Source organism: Streptomyces sp. WAC 01529 (assembly GCF_003945545.1).
Classification (GTDB): Bacteria; Actinomycetota; Actinomycetes; order Streptomycetales; family Streptomycetaceae; genus Streptomyces; species Streptomyces anatolicus.
The window spans coordinates 2,031,167-2,054,738 of sequence record NZ_CP029617.1 but is presented as its reverse complement, the minus strand read 5'-3'; the positions used below and the strand labels follow the sequence as shown (position 1 = coordinate 2,054,738).

The 23,572-nt window shown below is 70.6% G+C and carries 19 protein-coding genes; 18 read left to right on the top strand and 1 reads right to left on the bottom strand.

Annotation, left to right across the window (positions count from 1 at the left end):
• The first annotated feature begins 254 nt into the window (after positions 1 to 254).
• From rsmH to DMA15_RS09215, 16 genes are all read left to right on the top strand, one after another.
• On the top strand, positions 255 to 1,214 hold the full coding sequence (gene rsmH, locus DMA15_RS09290; protein ID WP_125512304.1) for a 16S rRNA (cytosine(1402)-N(4))-methyltransferase RsmH: 960 nt from the start codon (positions 255 to 257) through the stop codon (positions 1,212 to 1,214).
• Between the two features lie 71 nt (positions 1,215 to 1,285).
• Positions 1,286 to 1,828: a hypothetical protein gene (locus DMA15_RS09285; protein ID WP_125512303.1), complete on the top strand. Its 543-nt coding sequence runs from the start codon at positions 1,286 to 1,288 to the stop codon at positions 1,826 to 1,828.
• Between the two features lie 6 nt (positions 1,829 to 1,834).
• Entirely contained in the window at positions 1,835 to 3,787 is a 1,953-nt protein-coding gene (locus DMA15_RS09280; RefSeq protein WP_125512302.1) for a penicillin-binding protein 2, read from the top strand.
• Positions 3,788 to 3,806: 19 nt separating this feature from the next.
• Positions 3,807 to 5,459, top strand: coding sequence for a UDP-N-acetylmuramoyl-L-alanyl-D-glutamate--2,6-diaminopimelate ligase (locus DMA15_RS09275; RefSeq protein ID WP_125512301.1), 1,653 nt, complete (start codon positions 3,807 to 3,809; stop codon positions 5,457 to 5,459).
• A gap of 4 nt (positions 5,460 to 5,463) precedes the next feature.
• Positions 5,464 to 6,879, top strand: a complete 1,416-nt coding sequence (murF, locus tag DMA15_RS09270) for a UDP-N-acetylmuramoyl-tripeptide--D-alanyl-D-alanine ligase (protein ID WP_125512300.1) — start codon at positions 5,464 to 5,466, stop codon at positions 6,877 to 6,879.
• Positions 6,876 to 7,946 carry a phospho-N-acetylmuramoyl-pentapeptide-transferase gene (mraY, locus tag DMA15_RS09265; RefSeq protein WP_125512299.1) on the top strand — a complete coding sequence of 357 codons (1,071 nt, stop codon included), beginning with the start codon at positions 6,876 to 6,878 and terminating at the stop codon, positions 7,944 to 7,946. Before murF ends, mraY begins: the two co-directional genes overlap by 4 nt.
• Positions 7,928 to 9,367 carry a UDP-N-acetylmuramoyl-L-alanine--D-glutamate ligase gene (murD, locus tag DMA15_RS09260; protein ID WP_206302694.1) on the top strand — a complete coding sequence of 480 codons (1,440 nt, stop codon included), beginning with the start codon at positions 7,928 to 7,930 and terminating at the stop codon, positions 9,365 to 9,367. Before mraY ends, murD begins: the two co-directional genes overlap by 19 nt.
• A 63-nt stretch (positions 9,368 to 9,430) precedes the next feature.
• On the top strand, positions 9,431 to 10,726 hold the full coding sequence (ftsW, locus tag DMA15_RS09255) for a putative lipid II flippase FtsW (RefSeq protein ID WP_346428943.1): 1,296 nt from the start codon (positions 9,431 to 9,433) through the stop codon (positions 10,724 to 10,726).
• A gap of 6 nt (positions 10,727 to 10,732) precedes the next feature.
• On the top strand, positions 10,733 to 11,827 hold the full coding sequence (gene murG, locus DMA15_RS09250; RefSeq protein ID WP_055528648.1) for an undecaprenyldiphospho-muramoylpentapeptide beta-N-acetylglucosaminyltransferase: 1,095 nt from the start codon (positions 10,733 to 10,735) through the stop codon (positions 11,825 to 11,827).
• A 14-nt stretch (positions 11,828 to 11,841) separates the two neighbouring features.
• Positions 11,842 to 12,636, top strand: a complete 795-nt coding sequence (locus tag DMA15_RS09245) for an FtsQ-type POTRA domain-containing protein (protein WP_125512296.1) — start codon at positions 11,842 to 11,844, stop codon at positions 12,634 to 12,636.
• Positions 12,637 to 12,911: 275 nt separating this feature from the next.
• Positions 12,912 to 14,159, top strand: a complete 1,248-nt coding sequence (gene ftsZ, locus DMA15_RS09240; protein WP_125512295.1) for a cell division protein FtsZ — start codon at positions 12,912 to 12,914, stop codon at positions 14,157 to 14,159.
• Between the two features lie 17 nt (positions 14,160 to 14,176).
• On the top strand, positions 14,177 to 14,887 hold the full coding sequence (gene pgeF, locus DMA15_RS09235) for a peptidoglycan editing factor PgeF (RefSeq protein ID WP_164551712.1): 711 nt from the start codon (positions 14,177 to 14,179) through the stop codon (positions 14,885 to 14,887).
• Positions 14,888 to 14,893: 6 nt separating this feature from the next.
• Positions 14,894 to 15,613 carry a YggS family pyridoxal phosphate-dependent enzyme gene (locus DMA15_RS09230; RefSeq protein ID WP_125512293.1) on the top strand — a complete coding sequence of 240 codons (720 nt, stop codon included), beginning with the start codon at positions 14,894 to 14,896 and terminating at the stop codon, positions 15,611 to 15,613.
• A 124-nt stretch (positions 15,614 to 15,737) separates the two neighbouring features.
• Positions 15,738 to 16,373 carry a cell division protein SepF gene (gene sepF, locus DMA15_RS09225; protein ID WP_125512292.1) on the top strand — a complete coding sequence of 212 codons (636 nt, stop codon included), beginning with the start codon at positions 15,738 to 15,740 and terminating at the stop codon, positions 16,371 to 16,373.
• 81 nt (positions 16,374 to 16,454) lie between these two features.
• Positions 16,455 to 16,739, top strand: coding sequence for a YggT family protein (locus DMA15_RS09220; RefSeq protein WP_125512291.1), 285 nt, complete (start codon positions 16,455 to 16,457; stop codon positions 16,737 to 16,739).
• 55 nt (positions 16,740 to 16,794) lie between these two features.
• Positions 16,795 to 17,898, top strand: coding sequence for a DivIVA domain-containing protein (locus DMA15_RS09215; protein ID WP_125512290.1), 1,104 nt, complete (start codon positions 16,795 to 16,797; stop codon positions 17,896 to 17,898).
• A gap of 172 nt (positions 17,899 to 18,070) precedes the next feature.
• On the opposite strand, the gene ileS is transcribed toward DMA15_RS09215, so the two are convergent.
• A complete protein-coding gene (gene ileS / locus DMA15_RS09210) occupies positions 18,071 to 21,217 on the bottom strand; it encodes an isoleucine--tRNA ligase (RefSeq protein ID WP_125512289.1) in 3,147 nt (1,048 codons plus the stop codon).
• Between the two features lie 593 nt (positions 21,218 to 21,810).
• Here ileS and DMA15_RS09200 point away from each other — a divergent pair.
• Positions 21,811 to 22,839: a TraR/DksA family transcriptional regulator gene (locus tag DMA15_RS09200; RefSeq protein ID WP_125512288.1), complete on the top strand. Its 1,029-nt coding sequence runs from the start codon at positions 21,811 to 21,813 to the stop codon at positions 22,837 to 22,839.
• Between the two features lie 78 nt (positions 22,840 to 22,917).
• The gene (lspA, locus tag DMA15_RS09195; RefSeq protein ID WP_125512287.1) at positions 22,918 to 23,523 is read left to right on the top strand and encodes a signal peptidase II; all 606 of its coding nucleotides are present in this window, start codon (positions 22,918 to 22,920) and stop codon (positions 23,521 to 23,523) included.
• Positions 23,524 to 23,572: the final 49 nt, after the last annotated feature.

Here is a 23,572-nt window from a genome sequence, read left to right as displayed (position 1 = left end):
GCCGGTTGATTGACCGGGAGACACCGTGGACTAAAGTGACGCGAAGCGGGAGACGTGACCTGCTCCCCGCTGGACCGCACATCCCGGAGATTCCCTGAATCCCCACGTGCGCGGCGCGTACGTACGGCTCGGCCTCCTCCCGCTCCCGGTCGGCTGACGCCACTTCCCCGGCGCCGGCAGGCCCATTCCCCTTCACGGAGCGGGCGGGGACCCGGCAGTGCGTACGGACGCCGCGCCGGACCTGAGAGGGCCCCTTGACCGACAACAGCCGACACGTCCCGGTGATGCTCCAGCGGTGCCTGGACATGTTGGCCCCCGCCCTCGCCGAGCCCGGCGCCGTCGTCGTCGACTGCACCCTCGGCCTCGGCGGCCACAGCGAAGCCCTCCTGGCGACCTTCCCCGCGGCCCGCCTCATCGCCCTGGACCGCGACAAGGAAGCGCTGCGCCTGTCCGGCGAACGCCTCGCCCCCTACGGCGACCGGGCCACCCTCGTGCACGCCGTCTATGACGAGCTTCCCGAGGTGCTCGACCGCCTGGACATCCGGCGCGTCCAGGGCGTCCTGTTCGACCTCGGCGTCTCCTCCATGCAACTCGACGAGGCGGACCGGGGATTCGCGTACGCCCAGGACGCGCCCCTGGACATGCGCATGGACCAGACGACCGGCATCAGCGCGGCCGAGGTCCTCAACACGTACGCCCCCGGCGAACTGGTGCGGATCCTGCGCCAGTACGGCGAGGAGAAGCAGGCCAAGCGCATCGTGAGCGCCGTCGTCCGCGAGCGCGAGAAGGAGCCGTTCACCAACAGCGCGCGGCTGGTCGAGCTCATCCGCGACTCCCTGCCGCAGGCCGCCAAGCGCACCGGCGGCAACCCCGCCAAGCGCACCTTCCAGGCCCTGCGCATCGAGGTCAACGGCGAACTGAGCGTCCTGGAGCGGGCGATCCCGGCGGCCGTGAAGGCGCTCGCCGTCGGCGGCCGGATCGCCGTCCTGTCGTATCACTCGCTCGAAGACCGCCTGGTCAAGCAGGTGTTCGCGGCCGGCGCCGCGAACACGGCGCCCCCCGGCCTGCCCGTCGTCCCCGAGCGCTACCAGCCGCGCCTCAAGCTCCTGACCCGCGGCGCCGAACTGCCCACCGAGGAAGAGGTCGCCGAGAACCGCAGGGCGGCCCCGGCGCGACTGCGGGGCGCCCAGCGCGTCCGTGAGGACGTCGGCTGAGCCCCGGCCCGCCGGAACACCGAAGGGCCCGTGAGCCGAAGTCCGCCGAGCCGAGTCCGCGAGGAGGCTCCATGAGCAAGAAGCCCGAGCTGCGGGGGAGGGCCGCCCGCCTCGCGCGACTGCTGCCCCAGGGCCCCAGCCAGGCCGCGCGCACGCCCTTCGTCCTCCTCGTCGTCCTGCTCCTCGGCGGCGGCCTGATCACGCTGCTCATCCTGAACTCCTCGCTCAACGAAGGCTCGTTCCAGGTGAGCGAACTCAAGAGGGAGACGAAGGACCTCACCGAGGAGGAGCAGCAGCTCCAGCGCGACGTCGACGGCTACGCGGCCCCCGACGCCCTCCAGCGCCGCGCCGACGAACTCGGCATGGTCCCCGGCGGCGACCCCGCCTTCCTGAACCCTGACGGGACCGTGCGCGGCGTGCCCGGCGCCGCCGCCGACCGGCCCGCGGCGCTGCGCCAGTCCGAGCCGCGCCCCCAGGAGGTGGCGTCCCCCGCCGCCTCCGTCTCGATCCCGCCCTCGCCCCCGGCCCAGGCCTCCGCCCCGGCGCCCACCACCGCGCCGACCGCGGCTCCCCGGCCCACGAACCCCGGCCAAACGACGACCTCCGGCAGGTGACGTTAAGTGTCCGACAGGGAACCCCCGCGGCGCCGGGTGCCAAGGCCCGCGAGGCCCGCGCGCTCCGCCGCGCCCCGCCGCCCGGCACCCCCGGGGCGCCGCCCCGCCGCCCGCCGCCCCGCCCCGAAGGCCAAGCCCCGCACCATCCGCCTGGGCAGCCCCCGCCCGCGCCTTCGCATGGTCAGCCTGGGCCTGACGCTGGTGATGCTGGCCTTCGTCGTGCGGCTGCTCCAGGTGCAGGCAGTGGACGCCGATGTGTACGCCGCCAAGGCCGAGAAGAACCGCTACTTCACGCACACCCTGGCGGCTGAGCGCGGGCGCATCACCGACCGCGGCGGCGTCGAGCTTGCCGCCAGCGTGGACGCGTACGACATCACGGCCGACCCCACGCTCTTCACGCCCAAGGAGATGAAGACCAAGGACGCCCCCGAGCAGGCGGCGGCGCTCTTGGCGCCCATCCTCGACAAGGACGTCTCCGAGCTGACCCGAAAGCTCAAGAAGTCGAACACGCGTTACGTCCTGCTCGCGCGCCGCCAGACCCCCCAGGTGTGGAAGCAGATCAAGGACCTGCGCGGCGCGCTCGCCGAGAAGGCGGGCATCGACCCCGGCTCCCCGAACGTCCTGGCCGGTGTCCTCGCGGACCCGAGCAGCAAGCGGGTCTACCCGAACCACGACCTGGCCGCCGGGATACTGGGCTGGGTCAACGCCGACGGCGAGGGCGGCGGCGGTCTCGAACGGCAGCTCGACAAGCAGCTGGCGGGCGAGGACGGCAAGATCCGCTACGCCCAGTCCGGCGGCCGCCAGGTGCCGACCGCGGGCTCCACGGAGACGCCCGCCGTGCCCGGCTCCGACGTCGAACTCACCATCGACCGCGACATCCAGTGGGCCGCGCAGAACGCCATCACCGAGCAGGTCGAGAAGTCCAAGGCCGACCGCGGCTACGTGATAGTGCAGGACAGCAGGACCGGCGAGGTCCTCGCGATGGCCAACGCCCCCGGCTTTGACCCGAACGACCTCTCGAAGGCCAACGGCGCGGCGCTCGGCAACGCCGCGCTCCAGGACGCCTTCGAGCCCGGCTCCACCGCCAAGGTCATGTCGATGGCGGCGGTCCTCGAGGAGAACGTGGCCACCCCCGGCACGCACGTCACGGTCCCCAATCGCCTGCACCGCGGCGACCGCCTCTTCCAGGACGACATCGACCACCCCACCTGGCACCTGACGCTCAACGGCGTCCTCGCCAAGTCCTCGAACATCGGCACGATCCTCGCCACCGGGCAGCTGGGCAAGACGCAGCAGGAGGCCAACAAGGTCCTCTACTCCTACCTGCGCAAGTTCGGCCTCGGCAAGGAGACCGGGCTCGGCTTCCCCGGCGAGACCTCCGGCATCCTCGCGCCCGCCGCCAAGTGGTCCACCTCGCAGCAGTTCACCATCCCCTTCGGGCAGGGCGTCTCCATCAACGCCATGCAGGCCACCTCGGTCTACTCGACGATCGCCAACGGCGGCGTACGCGTCGAGCCCACGCTGGTGCGCGGCACGAAGGGCCCCGACGGCCGCTTCACGCCCGCGCCGAAGCCCAAGAAGACCCGCGTGGTGAGCGAGAAGACGGCCAAGACGGTCTCGCAGATGCTCGAATCCGTGGTCGACGACGAGGAGGGCACGGGCACCAAGGCCCGCATCCCCGGCTACCGCGTCGCCGGCAAGACCGGTACGGCCAACCGGGTCGATCCGGCGACCGGCCGCTACAAGGGCTACACCTCGTCCTTCGCCGGCTTCGCCCCCGCCGACAAGCCGCGCGTCACGGTCTACTGCGCGATCCAGAACGCCACCAAGGGCAGCTACTTCGGCGGCCAGATCTGCGGGCCCATCTACAAGGAAGTCATGGAGTTCGCCCTGAAGACCCTCCAAGTCCCGCCCACGGGAAGCGGTCCGGCACGCCTCCCCGTCACCTTCGAGCCCTGAGACCGACCAGGAACCGCCCGTGACAACGATCACCCCGGACCCCGGGAACCACCCCTCGCCACGCCCCTCACTTCGCTCCGAGAGGGGTCAGCCCGGTACGCTCACCGCCGTGCCACACGCTGATCAGTCCCAAACCACCCAGAAGGGCGCTCCCGTGACATATCCGGGACCGCCGCGGCCGGACCAGGTCTTCGCGGCCTCACTGACGGAGCTCGCGGGCCAGCTGGGCGTCGCCGTCGAAGGCGAGGCGGAGATCACGGGCATCACGCACGACTCCCGCGCGGTCCGCCCCGGCGACATCTACGCAGCACTGCCCGGAGCCCGGATGCACGGTGCCGACTTCGTCGCGCAGGCCGCCGACCTCGGCGCCGCGGCGATCCTCACCGACCCGACCGGCGCCGGGCGCGCGGCCGCGACCGGCCTCCCGGTCCTGGTCGTCGAGAGCCCGCGCGCGCGGATGGGCGAGCTGGCGGCGACGGTCTACGGCCACCCCGGCCGCGACCTCCTGCAGATCGGCATCACCGGCACGTCCGGCAAGACCACGACCGCGTATCTCGTCGAGGGCGGCCTCAAGGGCCTGCGCGCGACCGGCCTCATCGGCACGGTCGAGATGCGCATCGGCGAGACCCGCATCAAGTCGGAGCGGACGACCCCGGAAGCCACCGACCTCCAGGCGCTCTTCGCGGTGATGCGCGAGCGCGGCGTCGAGGCGGTCGCCATGGAGGTCTCCAGCCACGCCCTGGTGCTCGGGCGGGTGGACGGCTGCGTCTTCGACGTCGCCGTCTTCAACAACCTCAGCCCGGAGCACATGGAGTTCCACTCCGACATGGAGGACTACTTCCAGGCCAAGGCGCAGCTGTTCACCAAGCGGCGCTCGCGGCTCGGCGTGGTCAACTTCGACGACGAGTACGGGCGTCGGCTCATCACCGAGTCCGAGGTGCCCGTCATCACCTTCTCCGCCGAGGGGCACCCGGACGCCGACTGGCGCGCCGAGGACGTCGAGGTCGGGCCGCTCGACTCGACGTTCGTCGCCGTCGGCCCCAAGGGCGAGCGCGTCACCGCCAAGTCGCCGCTCGCCGGGCCGTTCAACGTCGCCAACACCCTCGCCGCGATCGTCTCGCTGGCCGCCGCGGGGATCGACCCGCAGCAGGCCGCCGACGGCATCGCCGCGGTGCCCGGCGTCCCGGGCCGCCTGGAGCGTGTCGACGCGGGCCAGCCCTACCTCGCGGTCGTCGACTACGCCCACAAGACGGACGCCGTCGAATCGGTCCTGCGCGCGCTGCGCAAGGTCACCGAGGGCAAGCTGCACATCGTGCTCGGCTGCGGCGGCGACCGCGACAAGACCAAGCGGATGCCGATGGGCGCGGCCGCGGCCCGCCTCGCCGACACCGCCGTACTGACCTCCGACAACCCCCGCGGCGAGGACCCCCTCGCGATCCTCGCCACGATGCTCGCGGGCGCCGCGGAGGTGCCGATCCACGAGCGCGGCGAGGTCGCCGTCTTCGAGGACCGCGCCGCCGCCATCGCCGCGGCCGTCGCCCGCGCCGAGCCGGGCGACACCGTCCTGGTCGCGGGCAAGGGCCACGAGCAGGGACAGGACATCGCCGGGGTGGTGCGTCCCTTCGACGACCGCCAGGTACTTCGCGAAGCTATCCAGCAAACCCAGGGATGAAGTTGTGATCGCCCTCTCCCTCGCCGAGATCGCCACCGTCGTCGGCGGGCAGACGTACGACATACCGGATCCGGCCACCCAGGTCACCGGACCCGTCGTCCGGGACTCCCGTGAGGTGGAGCCCGGCAGCCTCTTCGTCGCCTTCGTCGGCGAGCGCGTGGACGGCCACGACTACGCGGCCGACGTGGTCGCGGCGGGCGCGGTCGCCGTGCTCGCCTCGCGGCCGGTCGGCGTGCCCGCCATCGTCGTGGACGACGTGCAGGCGGCGCTCGGCGCCCTCGCACGCCATGTCGTCAACCGGCTCGGCGCCACCTTGGTGGCGCTGACCGGCTCGGTCGGCAAGACCAGCTCCAAGGACCTGCTCGCCCAGGTGCTGCGGCGCAAGGCACCCACGGTCTTCACGCCCGGCTCCCTCAACAACGAGATCGGCCTGCCGCTGACCGCGCTCAGCGCCACCGACGAGACGAGGTTCCTCGTCCTGGAGATGGGGGCGCGCGGAATCGGCCATATTCGCTACCTCGCCGGCCTCACCCCGCCGAAGATCGGCCTCGTCCTGAACGTCGGCACCGCCCACATCGGCGAGTTCGGCGGCCGTGAGCAGATCGCGGTGGCAAAGGGTGAGCTGGTGGAGGCGCTGCCCGCGGACGGGGCGGCGGTCCTCAACGCCGACGACCCGCTCGTACGCGCCATGGCGTCGCGCACCAAGGCGCGCGTGGTGCTCTTCGGAGAGGCCGAGGACGCCGACGTACGTGCCGAGAATGTCCGTCTCACGAAGAACGGACAGCCTGCTTTTACGCTGCACACACCCTCCGGGTGCAGCGACGTGACCTTGCGGCTGTACGGTGAGCACCACGTGTCGAACGCGCTTGCCGCGGCCGCCGTCGCCCATGAGCTGGGCATGTCCGTCGACGAGATCGCCCTCGCGCTCTCCGAGGCGGGCACGCTGTCCCGCTGGCGGATGGAGGTCACCGAGCGCCCGGACGGTGTGACGGTCGTCAACGACGCCTACAACGCGAACCCCGAGTCCATGCGAGCCGCCCTGCGCGCGCTCGCGGCCATGGGCAAGGGGCGCCGTACGTGGGCGGTGCTCGGTCAGATGGCCGAGCTGGGGGACGAGGGTCTCGCCGAGCACGACGCGGTCGGACGCCTTGCCGTCCGGCTCAACGTGAGCAAGCTCGTGGCAGTCGGGGGCAGGGAAGCGTCCTGGCTCCAACTGGGCGCATACAACGAGGGTTCGTGGGGTGAGGAGTCGGTGCACGTGTCCGACGCACAGGCGGCGATCGACCTGCTGCGCAGCGAGCTGCGCGCGGGAGACGTCGTGCTGGTGAAGGCGTCCAGATCGGTCGGTCTCGAGCGGGTCGCCACGGCGCTGCTCGACGGCGCCGCGGTGTCTTCTGAGGGGCAGGTCTCCGGCCGATGAGGCAGATCCTCTTCGCGGGTGTGATCGGGCTCTTCCTGACCCTGGTCGGCACGCCGCTGCTGATCAAACTCCTGGCCCGCAAGGGTTATGGCCAGTTCATCAGGGACGACGGCCCGCGCGAGCACCACAGCAAGCGCGGTACGCCGACCATGGGTGGCATCGCCTTCATCCTGGCCACGCTCATCGCGTACTTCCTCACGAAGGTCATCACGGGCACGGAGACCACCCTCTCCGGCCTGCTGGTGCTCTTCCTGATGGCGGGCATGGGCCTCGTCGGCTTCCTCGACGACTACATCAAGATCGTCAAGCAGCGCTCGCTCGGTCTGCGCGCCAAGGCGAAGATGGCCGGCCAGCTGATCGTCGGCATCGGCTTCGCCGTGCTGGCGCTGAACTGGCCGGACAACCGCAACCAGACGCCGGCCTCCACCAAGCTGTCGTTCGTCACGGACTTCGGCTGGTCGATCGGCCCGGTCCTGTTCGTGGTCTGGGCGCTGTTCATGATCCTCGCGATGTCGAACGGCGTGAACCTCACCGACGGTCTGGACGGCCTCGCCACCGGCGCTTCCGTGATGGTCTTCGGTGCCTACACCTTCATCGGTGTCTGGCAGTACCAGGAGTCCTGCGCCAACGCCACGACGCTGACCAACCCCCAGGCGTGCTTCGAGGTCAGGGACCCGCTCGACCTCGCGGTCGTGGCCTCCGCCCTGATGGGCGCCTGCTTCGGCTTCCTGTGGTGGAACACCTCGCCCGCCAAGATCTTCATGGGCGACACCGGCTCGCTCGCCCTCGGCGGCGCGCTGGCGGGCCTCGCGATCTGCTCCCGCACGGAGCTGCTCCTCGCGCTGCTCGGCGGCCTCTTCGTCCTGATCACCATGTCGGTCGTCATCCAGGTCGGCTCGTTCCGGATGACCGGGAAGCGGGTCTTCCGGATGGCGCCGCTCCAGCACCACTTCGAACTCAAGGGGTGGTCCGAGGTCCTTGTCGTGGTCCGCTTCTGGATCATCCAGGGCATGTGCGTGATCGTCGGCCTCGGTCTCTTCTACGCGGGATGGGCAGCCGAAAAGTGAGCACTGCGCACGACTGGCAGGGCAGGAACATCACCGTCGCCGGTCTCGGCGTGAGCGGCATCAGCGCCGCTCGCGCCCTGGCCGGCCTCGGCGCGTCGGTGACCGTCGTGGACGGCGGCTCCGGCGCGGTGCACGAGGAGCGCGCCGCCGCGCTGCGGGGCGAGGGCATCTCCGTACGCCTCGGGGACGCCACGAGCCTGCCGCCCGGCACGGACCTCGTCGTCACCTCGCCGGGCTGGAAGCCCTCGTCGCCGCTGTTCGCCGAGGCCGCGAAGGCGGGCGTGGACGTCGTCGGCGACGTCGAGATCGCCTGGCGGCTGCGCGGGCCGGACGCGGCGCCCTGGCTCGCCATCACCGGCACCAACGGCAAGACCACGACCACGCAGATGCTCGCCTCGATCCTTCAGGCGGCGGGCCTGCGCACGGCGGCCGTCGGCAACATCGGCACCCCGATCGTGGACGTCGTCCTGGCGGGCGACGACGCGTACGACGTGCTCGCCGTCGAGCTGTCCTCCTACCAGCTGCACTGGGCGCCCTCCGTGCGCGCCCACTCCGCGGCGGTCCTGAACCTCGCGCCCGACCACCTCGACTGGCACGGCTCCATGGAGGCGTACGCCGCCGACAAGGGGCGTATCTACGAGGGCAATCACGTCGCCTGCGTCTACAACGTCGCCGACAAGGCCACCGAGGACCTGGTCCGCGAGGCCGACGTCGAAGAGGGCTGCCGCGCCATCGGTTTCACGCTGAACGCGCCCGCCCCCTCGCAACTGGGCGTCGTGGACGGCATCCTGGTCGACCGCGCGTTCGTGCCGGACCGCCAGAAGCAGGCCCAGGAGCTGGCCGAGGTCTCCGACGTCGAGCCGCCCGCGCCGCACAACATCGCCAACGCGCTCGCCGCCGCCGCCCTCGCCCGCGCCTTCGGCGTCCAGGCCACGGCCGTCCGCGACGGCCTGCGCGCCTTCCGCCCCGACGCCCACCGCATCGAGCACGTCGCCGAGGTCGCGGGCGTCGCCTACATCGACGACTCCAAGGCGACCAACACCCACGCGGCACAGGCGTCGTTGGCGGCGTACGAGTCGATCGTGTGGATCGCGGGCGGGCTCGCCAAGGGCGCCACCTTCGACGAACTCGTCACGGGCGCCGCCAAGCGGCTGCGCGGCGTCGTCCTCATCGGCGCCGACCGCGCGCTGATCCGCGAAGCCCTCGCGCGACACGCCCCCGAGGTCCCGGTCGTCGACCTCGACCGGACCGACACTGGGGCGATGTCCGAGGCGGTGCGCCGGGCGGCGGAGCTGGCTCAGCCGGGGGACACCGTGCTGATGGCCCCGGCCTGTGCGTCGATGGACATGTTCACCAACTACAACAAGCGTGGTGAAGCGTTCGCGGACGCCGTCCGCGAACTCGGCTCCACGCGCGCCTGACCGGGTCTTCCGTCCGGCCGGCGCCGGGCACACCCTTGGGAGGGGAACGTGGCCAGGTCTTCCGTGCGGGTCGCCAAACGACCGGCTCCGGTACGCGCCAGAGGCGCCTCCCACCCCCCGGGCGAGAACGGGCTCCGGCGGCTGCCCGCCAGGGTCCGCCGGGCCTGGGACCGGCCGCTCACGGCGTACTATCTGATCTTCGGCAGCAGTCTGTTGATCACCGTGCTCGGCCTGGTGATGGTCTACTCCGCCTCGATGATCCAGGCGCTCCAGCTCTCCCTGCCCGCCTCGTACTTCTTCCGCAAGCAGTTCGTCGCCGCCGTGCTCGGCGCGATCCTGCTGCTCGTCGCGATGCGGATGCCCGTCAAACTCCACCGCGCGCTGGCCTATCCGATGCTCGCGGTGAGCGTCTTCCTGATGGTGCTCGTGCAGATCCCGGGGATAGGGCGCAGCGTCAACGGCAACCAGAACTGGATCTATCTGGGCGGCCCGTTCCAGCTCCAGCCCAGTGAGTTCGGCAAGCTCGCCCTGGTCCTGTGGGGCGCCGACCTGCTCGCCCGTAAACACGACAAGCGGCTCCTGACCCAGTGGAAACACATGCTGGTGCCGCTCGTCCCGGTCGCCTTCATGCTGCTCGGGCTCATCATGCTCGGCGGCGACATGGGCACCGCGATCATTCTCACCGCGATCCTCTTCGGCCTGCTCTGGCTCGCGGGTGCCCCCACCCGGCTCTTCGCCGGGGTGCTCGGCGTCGCGGCCCTGCTCGGTGTGATCCTCATCAAGACGAGCCCCAACCGCATGGCGAGGCTCGCCTGCATCGGCGCCACCGACCCGGGCCCCGGCGACCAGTGCTGGCAGGCCGTGCACGGCATCTATGCTCTGGCCTCCGGCGGATTCTTCGGTTCCGGACTGGGCGCGAGTGTGGAAAAATGGGGTCAACTCCCTGAACCCCACACCGACTTCATCTTCGCCATCACCGGGGAGGAACTCGGTCTGGCGGGGACACTGTCGGTGCTCGCCCTGTTCGCGGCTCTAGGCTATGCGGGTATCCGCGTGGCCGGACGCACGGAGGACCCCTTCGTGAGGTATGCCGCGGGAGGCGTGACCACCTGGATCACGGCCCAGGCCGTGATCAATGTCGGTGCGGTGCTCGGTCTGCTGCCGATCGCCGGTGTCCCGCTCCCGCTGTTCTCCTACGGGGGTTCGGCCCTGCTGCCGACCATGTTCGCCATCGGGCTCCTCATCGCCTTCGCGCGATCGGACCCCGCTGCGAAGGCGGCCCTGGCCATGCGGCAACCTCGGGTGAGATGGAACACGATGCGACGGCGCGTCAAGGCGCGTTCGTCCGGAGAGCGGTGAATTTCGGTGCATGTCGTACTCGCCGGTGGGGGGACCGCCGGCCACATCGAGCCCGCGCTCGCCCTCGCGGACGCCCTGCGGAGGCAGGACCCGACCGTGGGCATCACGGCCCTGGGCACGGAGCGCGGACTCGAGACCCGGCTCGTACCGGAGCGGGGCTACGAACTCGCGCTGATCCCGGCCGTCCCGCTGCCGCGCAAGCCCACCCCTGAGCTGATCACCGTCCCGGGACGGCTGCGCGGCACCATCAAGGCGGCCGAGCAGATCCTGGAGCGCACGAAGGCGGACTGCGTCGTCGGCTTCGGCGGCTACGTGGCCCTGCCCGGCTACCTCGCGGCCAAGCGGGCCGGGGTGCCGATCGTGGTGCACGAGGCCAACGCGCGCCCCGGCCTCGCCAACAAGATCGGTTCGCGGTACGCGCACGGGGTGGCCGTCGCCACCCCCGACAGCAAGCTGCGCAACTCCCGCTACATCGGCATCCCGCTGCGCCACACGATCGCCACGCTCGACCGGGCCCGGGTCCGCCCGGAGGCGCGCGCCGCCTTCGGCCTCGACCCCAACCTGCCGACGCTGCTCGTCTCCGGCGGCTCCCAGGGCGCCCGGCGGCTCAACGAGGTCGTCCAGCAGGTCGCGCCGGTGCTCCAGCGCGCGGGCATCCAGATCCTGCACGCGGTCGGCCCGAAGAACGAATTGCCGCATGTGCAGCAGATGCCGGGAATGCCCCCGTACATCCCGGTACCGTACGTGGACCGGATGGACCTCGCGTACGCCGCGGCCGACATGATGCTCTGCCGCGCGGGCGCGATGACCGTCGCCGAACTCTCCGCCGTCGGGCTCCCCGCCGCCTACGTCCCGCTGCCGATCGGCAACGGCGAACAGCGGCTCAACGCCCAGCCGGTGGTCAAGGCGGGCGGTGGACTGCTCGTCGACGACGCGGAACTGACGCCCGAGTGGGTCCAGGGCAACGTCCTGCCCGTACTGGCCGATCCGCACCGGCTGTACGAGATGTCCCGCGCCGCCTCGGAGTTCGGCCGCAGGGACGCCGACGAGCTGCTCGTCGGCATGGTGTACGAGGCGATTGCGTCACGCCGCAACGCGTGAGAAGGCAGGGGACCGTGGCCGGACCGACCACCGCCGAACGGCAGCAGCAGAAGTCCGGCCCGCCCCGCCCGCAGCGCGTCCGCCGCGTCAGGCTGCCCCGCTCACGCACCCTGGTCGCGCTCCTGGCCCTCGCCGTGCTCCTGACGGCCGGGGGCCTGTGGATGCTCTACGGCTCGCAGTGGCTGCGTCTTGAGCGCGTGAGGACGTCCGGCACCCAGGTGCTGACGCCGCGAGAGGTCGTCGAGGCGGCGCGGGCCCCTGTCGGGGAACCGCTGATTTCGGTCGACACGGACGCTCTCGAGAGCCGTCTCCGCTCGAAATTGCCCCGAATTGACTCGGTTGAGGCCGTCCGGTCATGGCCGCACGGAATCAGTCTCAAAGTGACGGAACGCAAGCCGGTTCTCCTCATCGAAAAGGGCAAAAAGTTCGTCGAAGTGGACGCCGAGGGAGTGCGATTCGCCACGGTCGAGCACGCGCCCACGGGCATCCCGCTGCTCGAATTGACGCCGGACCGGGAGAGCGGGGCGGCGGCCAGCCTGCGCCGGTTCGGCACCGACCGCCTGCTGCGGGAAGCCGTGCGGGTCGCGGGCGACCTGCCCGGAGCGGTCGCCCGGGATACGCGGAGCGTCAAGGTCCGTTCGTACGACTCCATCTCGCTGGAGTTGAGCCGCGGCCGCACGGTCGTCTGGGGAAGTGGCGAGAAGGGGCGTACGAAAGCCACTACCCTCACCGCACTGATGAAAGCGGCGCCGGAGGCACGGCACTTCGATGTGAGCGTCCCCACGGCCCCCGCGTCATCGGGGAGTTGACGCGTATCCGTGCAGGCCAGCACCCTGGTTCGGCATCGCTATGGCTGATCACATAGGGTGAAAAGAAAAACGGGAGGTTCGGCGTGTTCGTTGAACGTGCGCCACTTGTCGACTTAGTGTCCTGTTCGGAAGAGTCCAGAGAACAGACACACTGGTAACCCTAAACTTCAGCGTTAGGGTTCGGGTCGGCGTTCGGACCGTCCCATTCGGCATCAGTCGCCGCCTCGCATCGATGCGAAACGGCGACACGTAACTCGAGGCGAGAGGCCTTCGACGTGGCAGCACCGCAGAACTACCTCGCAGTCATCAAAGTCATCGGTGTCGGCGGCGGTGGTGTCAATGCCATCAACCGGATGATCGAGGTCGGTCTCAAGGGCGTCGAGTTCATCGCCATCAACACCGACGCGCAAGCCCTGTTGATGAGCGACGCCGACGTCAAGCTCGACGTCGGCCGTGAACTCACCCGCGGCCTCGGCGCCGGGGCCAACCCGGCCGTCGGCCGCAAGGCCGCAGAGGACCACCGCGAGGAGATCGAGGAGGTCCTCAAGGGGGCCGACATGGTCTTCGTCACCGCCGGCGAAGGCGGTGGCACCGGCACCGGCGGCGCACCCGTCGTCGCCAACATCGCGCGCTCGCTCGGCGCCCTCACCATCGGCGTGGTCACCCGGCCGTTCACCTTCGAGGGCCGCCGCCGCGCCAACCAGGCCGAGGACGGCATCGCGGAGCTGCGCGAAGAGGTCGACACCCTCATCGTCATCCCCAACGACCGACTGCTGTCCATCTCGGACCGCCAGGTCTCCGTCCTCGACGCCTTCAAGTCGGCGGACCAGGTCCTGCTCTCCGGCGTCCAGGGCATCACCGACCTCATCACCACGCCCGGCCTGATCAACCTCGACTTCGCCGACGTGAAGTCGGTCATGTCCGAGGCCGGTTCGGCCCTCATGGGCATCGGCTCGGCCCGCGGCGACGACCGCGCGGTGGCCGCCGCCGAGATGGCGATCTCCTCGCCGCTCCTGGAGGCGTCCATCGACGGCGCCCGCGGTGTGCTGCTCTCCATCTCCGGCGGCTCGGACCTCGGCCTCTTCGAGATCAACGAAGCGGCCCAGCTGGTCAGCGAGGCCGCGCACCCCGAGGCCAACATCATCTTCGGCGCGGTCATCGACGACGCGCTCGGCGACGAGGTCAGGGTCACCGTCATCGCGGCCGGCTTCGACGGCGGGCAGCCACCGTCCAAGCGGGACACCGTCCTTGGCGCGGCGTCCGGCTCGGGCTCCGCCGCCAAGCGCGACGAGCCGGCACCGTCCGCGGCGCCGGTCTCGCGCCCCGCCGAACCGTCCCGGCCGGCCTTCAGCGGTCTCGGCAGCGTCACGACGCGCGACGAGCCCTCGACCCCGGAGCCCGCCGAGGCGGCCCCGGCGAGCGAGGCGCCCTCCGCGCCCGCGACCCCGCCGCAGGTCCCGCCGGCCCGTCCGTACCAGGACAGCCAGGCCGAAGAGCTGGACGTGCCGGACTTCTTGAAGTGATAAGCGAGCACAGCACCGTGAGCGGCGCGCACTTCGCCTTCACCGACAGGTGGGGCGGGGTGAGCGCCGTTCCGTACGAGGAGCTGAACCTCGGCGGCGCGGTCGGCGACGACGCCGCAGCCGTGCGGGAGAACCGGACGCTGGCCGCCAAGTCCCTCGGCGTCGACCCGGGCCGGGTCGTCTGGATGAACCAGGTGCACGGCCGCGAGGTCGCCGTGGTCGACGAGCCCTGGGGTGCCGGGGCCGAGATCCCGGCCGTCGACGCGGTGGTCACCGCCCGCCGTGGCCTCGCGCTCGCCGTCCTCACCGCCGACTGCACGCCCGTCCTGCTGGCCGATCCGGCCGCGGGGGTCGTGGCGGCGGCGCACGCCGGACGCCCCGGGATGGCCGCGGGCGTCGTCCCGGCCGCCGTGGAGGCGATGGTGGCGCTCGGCGCGGAGGCGGGACGCATCGTCGCCCGCACCGGGCCCGCCGTCTGCGGGCGTTGTTACGAAGTGCCCGGGGCGATGCGCGACGACGTCGCCGCCGTCGAGCCCGCGGCGTACGCCGAGACGAGCTGGGGTACGCCGGCGGTCGACGTGACCGCGGGGGTGCACGCGCAGCTCGAGCGGCTCGGGGTGCGCGACCGGGAGCAGTCGCCGGTGTGCACGCTGGAATCCGCTGACCACTTCTCGTACCGCCGCGACCGCACGACCGGTCGCCTCGCGGGCTATGTCTGGCTGGACTGATAACGCATGACGGACCGTAGGACCGAACTCGCGGCGAATCTCTCGAAGGTCGAGGAGCGCATCGCCGCCGCGTGCGCCGCCGCCGGGCGCAAGCGGGAAGAAGTGACCCTGATCGTGGTCACCAAGACCTACCCGGCGAGCGACGTACGGATCTTGTCGGAGCTGGGTGTGCGCCATGTCGCGGAGAACCGCGACCAGGACGCGGCACCGAAGGCCGCCGAGTGCGCGGACCTCCCCCTCACCTGGCACTTCGTCGGTCAGTTGCAGACCAACAAGGTCCGTTCCGTGGTCAGTTATGCCGATCTGGTGCAGTCCGTTGACCGGCCCAGGCTCGTCACGGCTCTCTCGGCGGCCGCCGTGCGCGCCGAGCGGGAGGTCGGCTGTCTGATCCAGGTCGCGCTCGACGCCGAGGAGAACGGACGCGGGGAGCGCGGCGGCGTGGGCCCGGGCGGAATCGAAGAGTTGGCCGACCTCGTCGCGGGGGCGCCGGGGCTGCGGCTCGACGGCCTGATGACGGTGGCCCCGCTCACCGGCCCGTACGCGGGACGGCAACAGGCGGCGTTCGAGCGGTTGATGGAATTCGCAACCCTCATGCGCGCGACTCATCCGGCTGCGAACATGGTGTCAGCAGGGATGAGTGCGGACCTCGAAGAGGCCGTGGCGGCCGGGGCGACACATGTGCGCGTCGGTACGGCGGTACTCGGAGTCCGACCCGGGCTCGGGTAACGTCGCCAAGAAGTCGGACCACAGCAGAAAATATGGTCATTCTCGCTGTTGGGCGGGGATACCTCGTGGATCGCGGGCAGTTGGTGACGACAGCCGATCCACCACAGAGCGGAGGACTCAGAGCATGGCCGGCGCGATGCGCAAGATGGCGGTCTACCTCGGCCTCGTGGAGGACGATGGGTACGACGGTCCGGGGTTCGACCCCGATGACGAGTTCGAACCCGAGCCGGAGCCCGAGCGCGACCGCAGGCGGCACGAACCGCCGCATCAGTCGCACCAGTCCCATCAGTCTCAACGGGACGAATCGGTACGAGTGGTGCAGCCTCCCGCCCCCAGAGAACCGGCGGCCCATTCCGCTTCGCTAGCCGCGGAATCCGGACGTCCGGCACGAATCGCCCCCGTGGCATCCATCACACCTGAACGCCAGAGCCTGGAGAAGAACGCACCGGTGATCATGCCCAAGGTCGTGTCCGAGCGGGAGCCCTACCGCATCACCACATTGCACCCGCGGACCTACAACGAGGCCCGTACCATCGGGGAACACTTCCGCGAGGGCACTCCGGTGATCATGAATCTGACCGAGATGGACGACACCGACGCGAAGCGACTTGTCGACTTTGCCGCCGGTCTGGTCTTCGGTCTGCATGGCAGCATTGAGCGGGTGACGCAGAAGGTGTTCCTGTTGTCGCCTGCTAACGTCGATGTAACGGCGGAGGACAAGGCTCGCATCGCAGAGGGCGGGTTCTTCAACCAGAGCTGAGACGTAAGTGATGAAGTAGTTGCCTCAGACGCAGTACCGGAACGACGCAGTACGAGAAACAGGGGAGAGGGAACCGCGGACATGAGCGTGGTCTTGCAAGTGCTTCACATCGCGCTGATGTGCTTCCTCATCGTCCTGATCTTCCGGTTGGTCATGGACTACGTCTTCCAGTTCGCCCGCTCATGGCAACCCGGCAAGGCGATGGTGGTCGTTCTGGAGGCCACCTACACTGTCACTGATCCACCGCTCAAGCTTCTGCGGCGGTTCATTCCGCCGCTGCGTCTCGGGGGCGTGGCGCTCGACCTGTCCTTCTTCGTACTGATGATCATCGTCTACATCCTGATCTCCGTTGTGAGCCGGCTGTGAGCGCGATGTCAACTACGGTCTTGCCGAATGCCGACGACTACGTTGAGGTGAAGAGATGCCGTTGACCCCCGAGGACGTGCGGAACAAGCAGTTCACGACCGTCCGCCTCCGAGAAGGCTATGACGAGGACGAGGTCGATGCCTTCCTCGATGAGGTCGAAGCCGAACTGACCCGCCTGCTCCGCGAGAACGAGGACCTGCGCGCCAAGCTGGCCGCCGCCACCCGCGCCGCTGCTCAGAACCAGCAGCAGGGCGGTATGCGCAAGGGTCCCGACGGGCCGCAGGACCAGCGCGGTCCCGGCGCCCCCGTGCCCGCCGCTATATCGGGTCCGCAGCCGGTCCCGCCGCAGCAGCAGATGGGTGGCCCGATGGGCGGCCCGCCGCAGCTGCCCGGCGGCGCACCGCAGCTGCCCGCAGGCCCCAGCGGACACGGCCAGGGCCACCCGCAGCAGGGTGGTCCGCAGGGCCCCGGCCCGATGGGTCAGGGTCAGATGGGCGGCCCCATGGGCGGTCCCATGGGTGGCCACGGCCCGCAGATGCCGCAGCCCGGTCAGGGCCCCGGTGGTGACAGCGCCGCTCGCGTGCTGTCCCTTGCGCAGCAGACCGCCGACCAGGCGATCGCGGAGGCCCGTTCCGAGGCCAACAAGATCGTCGGCGAGGCCCGTTCGCGCGCCGAGGGTCTCGAGCGTGACGCCCGTGCCAAGGCCGATGCCCTGGAGCGGGACGCGCAGGAGAAGCACCGCGTCGCGATGGGCTCCCTGGAGTCCGCCCGCGCCACGCTGGAGCGCAAGGTCGAGGACCTGCGAGGCTTCGAGCGCGAGTACCGCACGCGCCTGAAGTCCTACCTGGAGTCGCAGCTGCGTCAGCTGGAGACCCAGGCCGACGACTCGCTGGCCCCGCCGCGCACTCCGGCCACCGCCTCGCTGCCGCCGTCCCCGGCGCCGTCGATGGCTCCGGCCGGTGCGGGTGCCCCGTCCTACGGCGGCAACCAGTCGATGGGTGGCAACCAGGGTGCCGGTGGTCCGTCCTACGGCGGCCAGCAGCAGATGTCCCCGGCGATGACCCAGCCGATGGCGCCGGTGCGGCCGCAGGGCCAGCAGCCGATGCAGCAGGCTCCGTCGCCGATGCGTGGCTTCCTCATCGACGAGGACGACAACTGACGGGCGTGAGCACGCCTTAGGCGTCGGCAGCGTTCAGGGCCGGGCCCCCAGAGTCTCTGGGGGCCCGGCCCTTTTGCGTGTGCGGGCGTGAACGCCTTTCGCGTATGCGGGCGTGCACGCGAAAGGCCCGGTCCCGCCAGAAGCTCTGGCGGGACCGGGCCTTCGTGCGCGCTTACGCCTTGCGGAGGCGGAACGTCAGCTTCAGGGAGTCGTCCGTGAACGGCTGTCCGAAGGTGTCGTCGGCCTCATCCGCGGCGAAGTCCGTGGCGAGCACCTCGTCCGCGATCAGTCCGGCGTGCTCGGACAGGGCCGTCTCCACCGCCGGGTCCGTGGAGGTCCAGCGCAGGGCGATCCGGTCCGCGACGTCCAGGCCGCTGTTCTTGCGGGCCTCCTGGATCAGGCGGATCGCGTCACGGGCCAGGCCCGCGCGGCGCAGCTCCTCCGTGATCTCCAGGTCGAGGGCGACCGTGGCACCGGAGTCGGACGCCACCGACCAGCCCTCGCGCGGGGTCTCCGTGATGATGACCTCGTCCGGGGCGAGCGTCACCGTCTCGCCGTCGACCTCGACGGAGGCCGTGCCCTCGCGCAGGGCCAGCGAAAGCGCGGCGGCGTCGGCGTCGGCGACGGCCTTGGCGACCGCCTGGACGCCCTTGCCGAACCGCTTGCCGAGGGCGCGGAAGTTCGCCTTGGCGGTGGTGTCGACCAGCGAGCCGCCGACCTCGGAGAGCGACGCCAGGGAGGAGACGTTCAGCTCCTCCGTGATCTGGGTGTGCAGCTCCGGGTTGAGCGACTCGAAGCCGGTCGCCGCGATGAGCGCGCGGGACAGCGGCTGACGCGTCTTGACGCCCGACTCCGCGCGCGTGGCGCGGCCCAGCTCCACCAGGCGTCGTACGAGGACCATCTGCCGGGACAGCTCCGGGTCGATCATCGACAGATCGGCCTCGGGCCAGGAGGAGAGGTGGACCGACTCCGGGGCCTGCGGGGTGACCGGCACGACCAGGTCCTGCCAGACGCGCTCGGTGATGAACGGCGTCAGCGGGGCCATCAGGCGCGTGACGGTCTCGACGACCTCGTGCAGGGTGCGCAGGGCCGCCTTGTCGCCCTGCCAGAAGCGGCGGCGGGAGCGGCGTACGTACCAGTTGGAGAGGTTGTCGACGAAGACGGACAGGAGCTTGCCCGCGCGCTGGGTGTCATAGCCCTCCAGGGCCTGCGTGACCTGGTCGGTCAGCGCGTGCAACTCGCTGAGCAGCCAGCGGTCCAGGAGCGGGCGGTCGGCGGGCGCCGGGTCGGCGTCGCTGGGGGCCCACTTCGTCGTACGGGCGTACAGCGCCTGGAAGGCGACCGTGTTCCAGTACGTGAGGAGCGTCTTGCGGACGACTTCCTGGATGGTGCCGTGGCCCACGCGCCGCGCCGCCCACGGGGAGCCGCCGGCCGCCATGAACCAGCGCACCGCGTCGGCGCCGTGCTGGTCCATGAGCGGGATGGGCTGGAGGATGTTGCCCAGGTGCTTGGACATCTTGCGGCCGTCCTCGGCGAGGATGTGGCCGAGGCAGACCACGTTCTCGTAGGACGACTTGTCGAAGACCAGGGTGCCCACGGCCATGAGCGTGTAGAACCAGCCGCGGGTCTGGTCGATGGCCTCCGAGATGAACTGCGCGGGGTAGCGGCTCTCGAAGAGTTCCTTGTTCTTGTACGGGTAGCCCCACTGCGCGAACGGCATCGAGCCCGAGTCGTACCAGGCGTCGATGACCTCGGGCACGCGCGTGGCCGTGGCGGCGCAGCCCTCCTGGGGGCACGTGAAGGTGATCTCGTCGATGAAGGGGCGGTGCGGGTCCAGGTCCGACTGGTCGGTGCCGGTCAGGCCGGACAGCTCCGCGCGCGAACCGACGCAGGTGAGGTGGTCTTCCTCACAGCGCCAGATGGGCAGCGGGGTGCCCCAGTAGCGGTTGCGGGAGAGCGCCCAGTCGACGTTGTTGTTCAGCCAGTCGCCGAAGCGGCCGTGCTTGACCGAGTCCGGGAACCAGTTGGTCTTCTCGTTCTCCTGGAGGAGACGGTCCTTGAGGGCCGTGGTGCGGATGTACCAGGACGGCTGGGCGTAGTAGAGGAGCGCCGTGTGGCAGCGCCAGCAGTGGGGGTAGCTGTGCTCGTACGCGATGTGCTTGAAGAGCAGGCCGCGGTCGTCGAGGTCCTTGGTGAGCGCCTCGTCCGCCTTCTTGAAGAAGACGCCGCCCACGAGGGGCACCTCCTCCTCGAAGGTGCCGTCGGGGCGGACCGGGTTCACGACCGGCAGGCCGTAGGCGCGGCAGACCTTGAGGTCGTCCTCACCGAAGGCGGGGGACTGGTGGACGAGACCGGTGCCGTCCTCGGTGGTGACGTACTCGGCGTTGACGATGTAGTGCGCCGGAGCCGGGAACTCCACCAGCTCGAAGGGACGTTGGTAGGTCCAGCGCTCCATCTCGGCGCCGGTGAAGGTCTCACCGGTCGTCTCCCAGCCCTCGCCGAGCGCCTTCTCGACGAGCGGCTGGGCGACGACGAGCTTCTGCTCGCCGTCGGTCGCGACGACGTAGGTGACGTCGGGGTGCGCGGCGACGGCGGTGTTGGAGACGAGCGTCCAGGGCGTCGTCGTCCAGACCAGGAGGGCGGCCTCGCCCGCGAGGGGACCGGAGGTGAGGGGGAAGCGGACGTAGACGGAAGGGTCGACGACCGTCTCATAGCCCTGCGCCAGCTCGTGGTCCGAGAGGCCCGTGCCGCAGCGCGGGCACCAGGGGGCGACGCGGTGGTCCTGGACGAGGAGGTCCTTGTTGAAGATCTCCTTCAGCGACCACCAGACCGAGTCGACGTACTCGGGGTTCATCGTCCGGTACGCGTCGTCGAGGTCGACCCAGTACCCCATGCGCGTCGTCAGCTCGGCGAAGGCGTCGGTGTGGCGGGTGACGGACTCGCGGCACTTGGCGTTGAACTCGGCGATGCCGTACGCCTCGATGTCCTTCTTGCCGTTGAACCCCAGCTCCTTCTCGACCGCCAGCTCGACGGGGAGGCCGTGGCAGTCCCAGCCGGCCTTGCGGGCGACGTGGTAGCCCCGCATGGTGCGGAAGCGGGGGAAGACGTCCTTGAAGACGCGGGCCTCGATGTGGTGGGCGCCCGGCATGCCGTTGGCGGTGGGCGGGCCCTCGTAGAACACCCATTCGGGGCGGCCCTCGGACTGCTCCAGGCTCTTGGCGAAGATCTTCTGCTCGCGCCAGAAGTCGAGCACGGCGTGCTCAAGGGCGGGCAGGTCGACCTGGGCGGGCACCTGGCGGTACTGCGGCGGCGTATTCAACGAGCTCCTCCGGCGGATGTGCTGCCTTCCGTCGGAGGGACGAGAGCCGTGTGCGCCTGGTGCGGCGCGCTCCCGCGGTACCACCCTCCTTGGCTCTCCGGAACGGGGTCCGCGCCGGTGAGCCCCCTCATTGGGGTCGCGATACCGGGTCTACTCGCCTCCGCGTCGGGGCTTCGGCTTTCTTCCGGCGGCTCCGGGGTGATCTTCACGTCGCGCTCGCCCCCGGGCTCACACCGTCCCCGGGTCGCTCATGGCCGCATACGCCGCTACTCGTCCCCATCCACGCTTCTCGCTGCCGCCCAGTGTACGGCGCCCGGGCAGGCGTGGCCGACCGGTTTTCCGGGAGCCGCGCGGGGCGCCGGGGGCGGGCGCGGACTGACCCGAATGGCGAGACAGGGGGCGAGCGGATCCCGGGCGCGCGCCGGCCGGCGGATTACCCGGCAGGGAGTTGGGCACAACGCTTGCAGACTCGCCGTGCGGGAGCCGCGGGGCGGCGCATCGGGCGGCGTGCCCCGTTGCCGCGGGCCTGGAGTCGATTTATCGTCCCAGCACGATTCGCGAGCAAGATCACAATATGTGAAGGGGCCGCGGCCATGGTGGCGAAGAAGACCGCCGTACAGCAGTCGGCGTCCGGCAGATCCACCGGCGCGGGGGCGGCGTCCGAAGCCGAGGGAAAGGTGGCGGGGAAGAAGACCGCGGTGAAGAAGACGGTGGCGAAGAAGGCCGCCGTCAAGAAGGCCGCGGTGAAGAAGGCGGTGGCCAAGAAGGTGGCCGCCAAGAAGGCGGTGGCCAAGAAGGCCGTGATGGGGGAGCCAGTGAAGGCCCCGGCGAAGAAGGCCCCGGCCAAGAAGGCTGCCGCCAAGAAGGCCGCGTCCAAGGAGGGGGTCACTCACGGGGTGGAGCCGGTGTCCCAGGCGGGCTCTGAGAGCGCTGCCAAAGAGAGTCCCGCCAAGAAGAGTCCCGCCAAGAAGAGTCCCGCCAAGAAGGGCCCCGCCAAGAAGAGCCCCGCGAAGCGCACGACCGGGCATGGCACCCCGGGCACCCCCGACACGCAAGGCGCACACGGCACGGAGAACGAGACGGTCGCGACCGCGGCCGAGGATGCGGCTGAGGCCGCGGAGACGACGGGAGCCACGACAGTGGTTGCGAAGAAGACTCCGGGCACGGCGACCGCGGCGGCGAAGTCGACGGCTGTGCCCAAGGCGCGCGCGGCCGCGGCGCACCCCGGTGAGCTGGCGGTCCGGCCGGGCGAGGACCCCTGGACTCCGGGAGAGGTCCAGGAGGCCCGCGCGGAGCTGCAGAGCGAGGCGCTGCGCCTCGGCAGCGAGATCGCGTCCTCCGAGGAGGCCCTGGCGGGGCTGATGCGGGACTCCGGCGACGGGGCGGGCGACGACGACGCGGACACCGGTACGAAGAACATCACGCGCGAGCACGAGATGGCGCTGGCCGCCAACGCGCGCGAGATGCTGGTGCAGACCGAGCGCGCCCTGGAGCGCCTCGACGCGGGGACGTACGGCCTCTGCGAGAACTGCGGCAATGCGATCGGCAAGGCGCGGATGCAGGCCTTCCCGCGCGCGACCCTGTGCGTCGAGTGCAAGCAGAAGCAGGAACGGCGCTCCTGAGCACGGCCTGGACACCCGGGCCCGTACGTGTGTGCCGTACCCTCGTCCCCAGTCAGGTACCTAGGTTGAGGGACTCACGTGGCAGAGGCGGAGCGCATCATCGGTACGCCGGACATCCCTGAGACGGCCGGGGACGAGCCGGAGCGGTCCGGCGAGGTCATCGGCGAGGGCGAGGGCGAGGGCGAGCAGCGGCCCAAGGGCAAGCGCAAGATCGCCGTGCTCTTCGTCGTGGCCGCGATCGCGTACGCCTTCGACCTGGTCAGCAAGATGATCGTGGTCGCGAAGCTGGAGCACCACGACGCGATCGAGATCTTCGGCGACTGGCTCCGCTTCAACGCGATCCGCAACGCGGGCGCCGCCTTCGGGTTCGGCGAGGCCTTCACGATCATCTTCACGTGCATCGCGGCCGCCGTCATCGTGGTCATCGCCCGCCTCGCCCGCAAGCTCTACAGCCTGCCGTGGGCGATCGCGCTCGGCCTGCTCCTGGGCGGTGCGCTCGGCAACCTCACCGACCGGATCTTCCGCGCGCCGGGCGTCTTCGAGGGCGCGGTGGTCGACTTCATCGCCCCCAAGGGCTTCGCGGTCTTCAACCTCGCCGACTCGGCGATCGTCTGCGGCGGCATCCTGATCGTGCTGCTCTCCTTCCGGGGGCTCGACCCGGACGGCACCGTCCACGAGGACTGAGCCCGGGTCGGTGCGGCAGGCCTGTGGTGCGGGAGTGTCAGTGGGCTCC

Excerpts from the sequence above, each read along its gene's own strand:
- DMA15_RS09285 (WP_125512303.1), top strand. The coding sequence starts at position 1,286 with ATGAGCAAGAAGCCCGAGCTGCGGGGGAGGGCCGCCCGCCTCGCGCGA.
- mraY (WP_125512299.1), top strand. The coding sequence starts at position 6,876 with ATGAGGCAGATCCTCTTCGCGGGTGTGATCGGGCTCTTCCTGACCCTG.
- murD (WP_206302694.1), top strand. The coding sequence starts at position 7,928 with ATGGGCAGCCGAAAAGTGAGCACTGCGCACGACTGGCAGGGCAGGAAC.
- DMA15_RS09230 (WP_125512293.1), top strand. The coding sequence starts at position 14,894 with ATGACGGACCGTAGGACCGAACTCGCGGCGAATCTCTCGAAGGTCGAG.
- sepF (WP_125512292.1), top strand. The coding sequence starts at position 15,738 with ATGGCCGGCGCGATGCGCAAGATGGCGGTCTACCTCGGCCTCGTGGAG.
- DMA15_RS09220 (WP_125512291.1), top strand. The coding sequence starts at position 16,455 with ATGAGCGTGGTCTTGCAAGTGCTTCACATCGCGCTGATGTGCTTCCTC.
- DMA15_RS09215 (WP_125512290.1), top strand. The coding sequence starts at position 16,795 with ATGCCGTTGACCCCCGAGGACGTGCGGAACAAGCAGTTCACGACCGTC.
- DMA15_RS09200 (WP_125512288.1), top strand. The coding sequence starts at position 21,811 with ATGGTGGCGAAGAAGACCGCCGTACAGCAGTCGGCGTCCGGCAGATCC.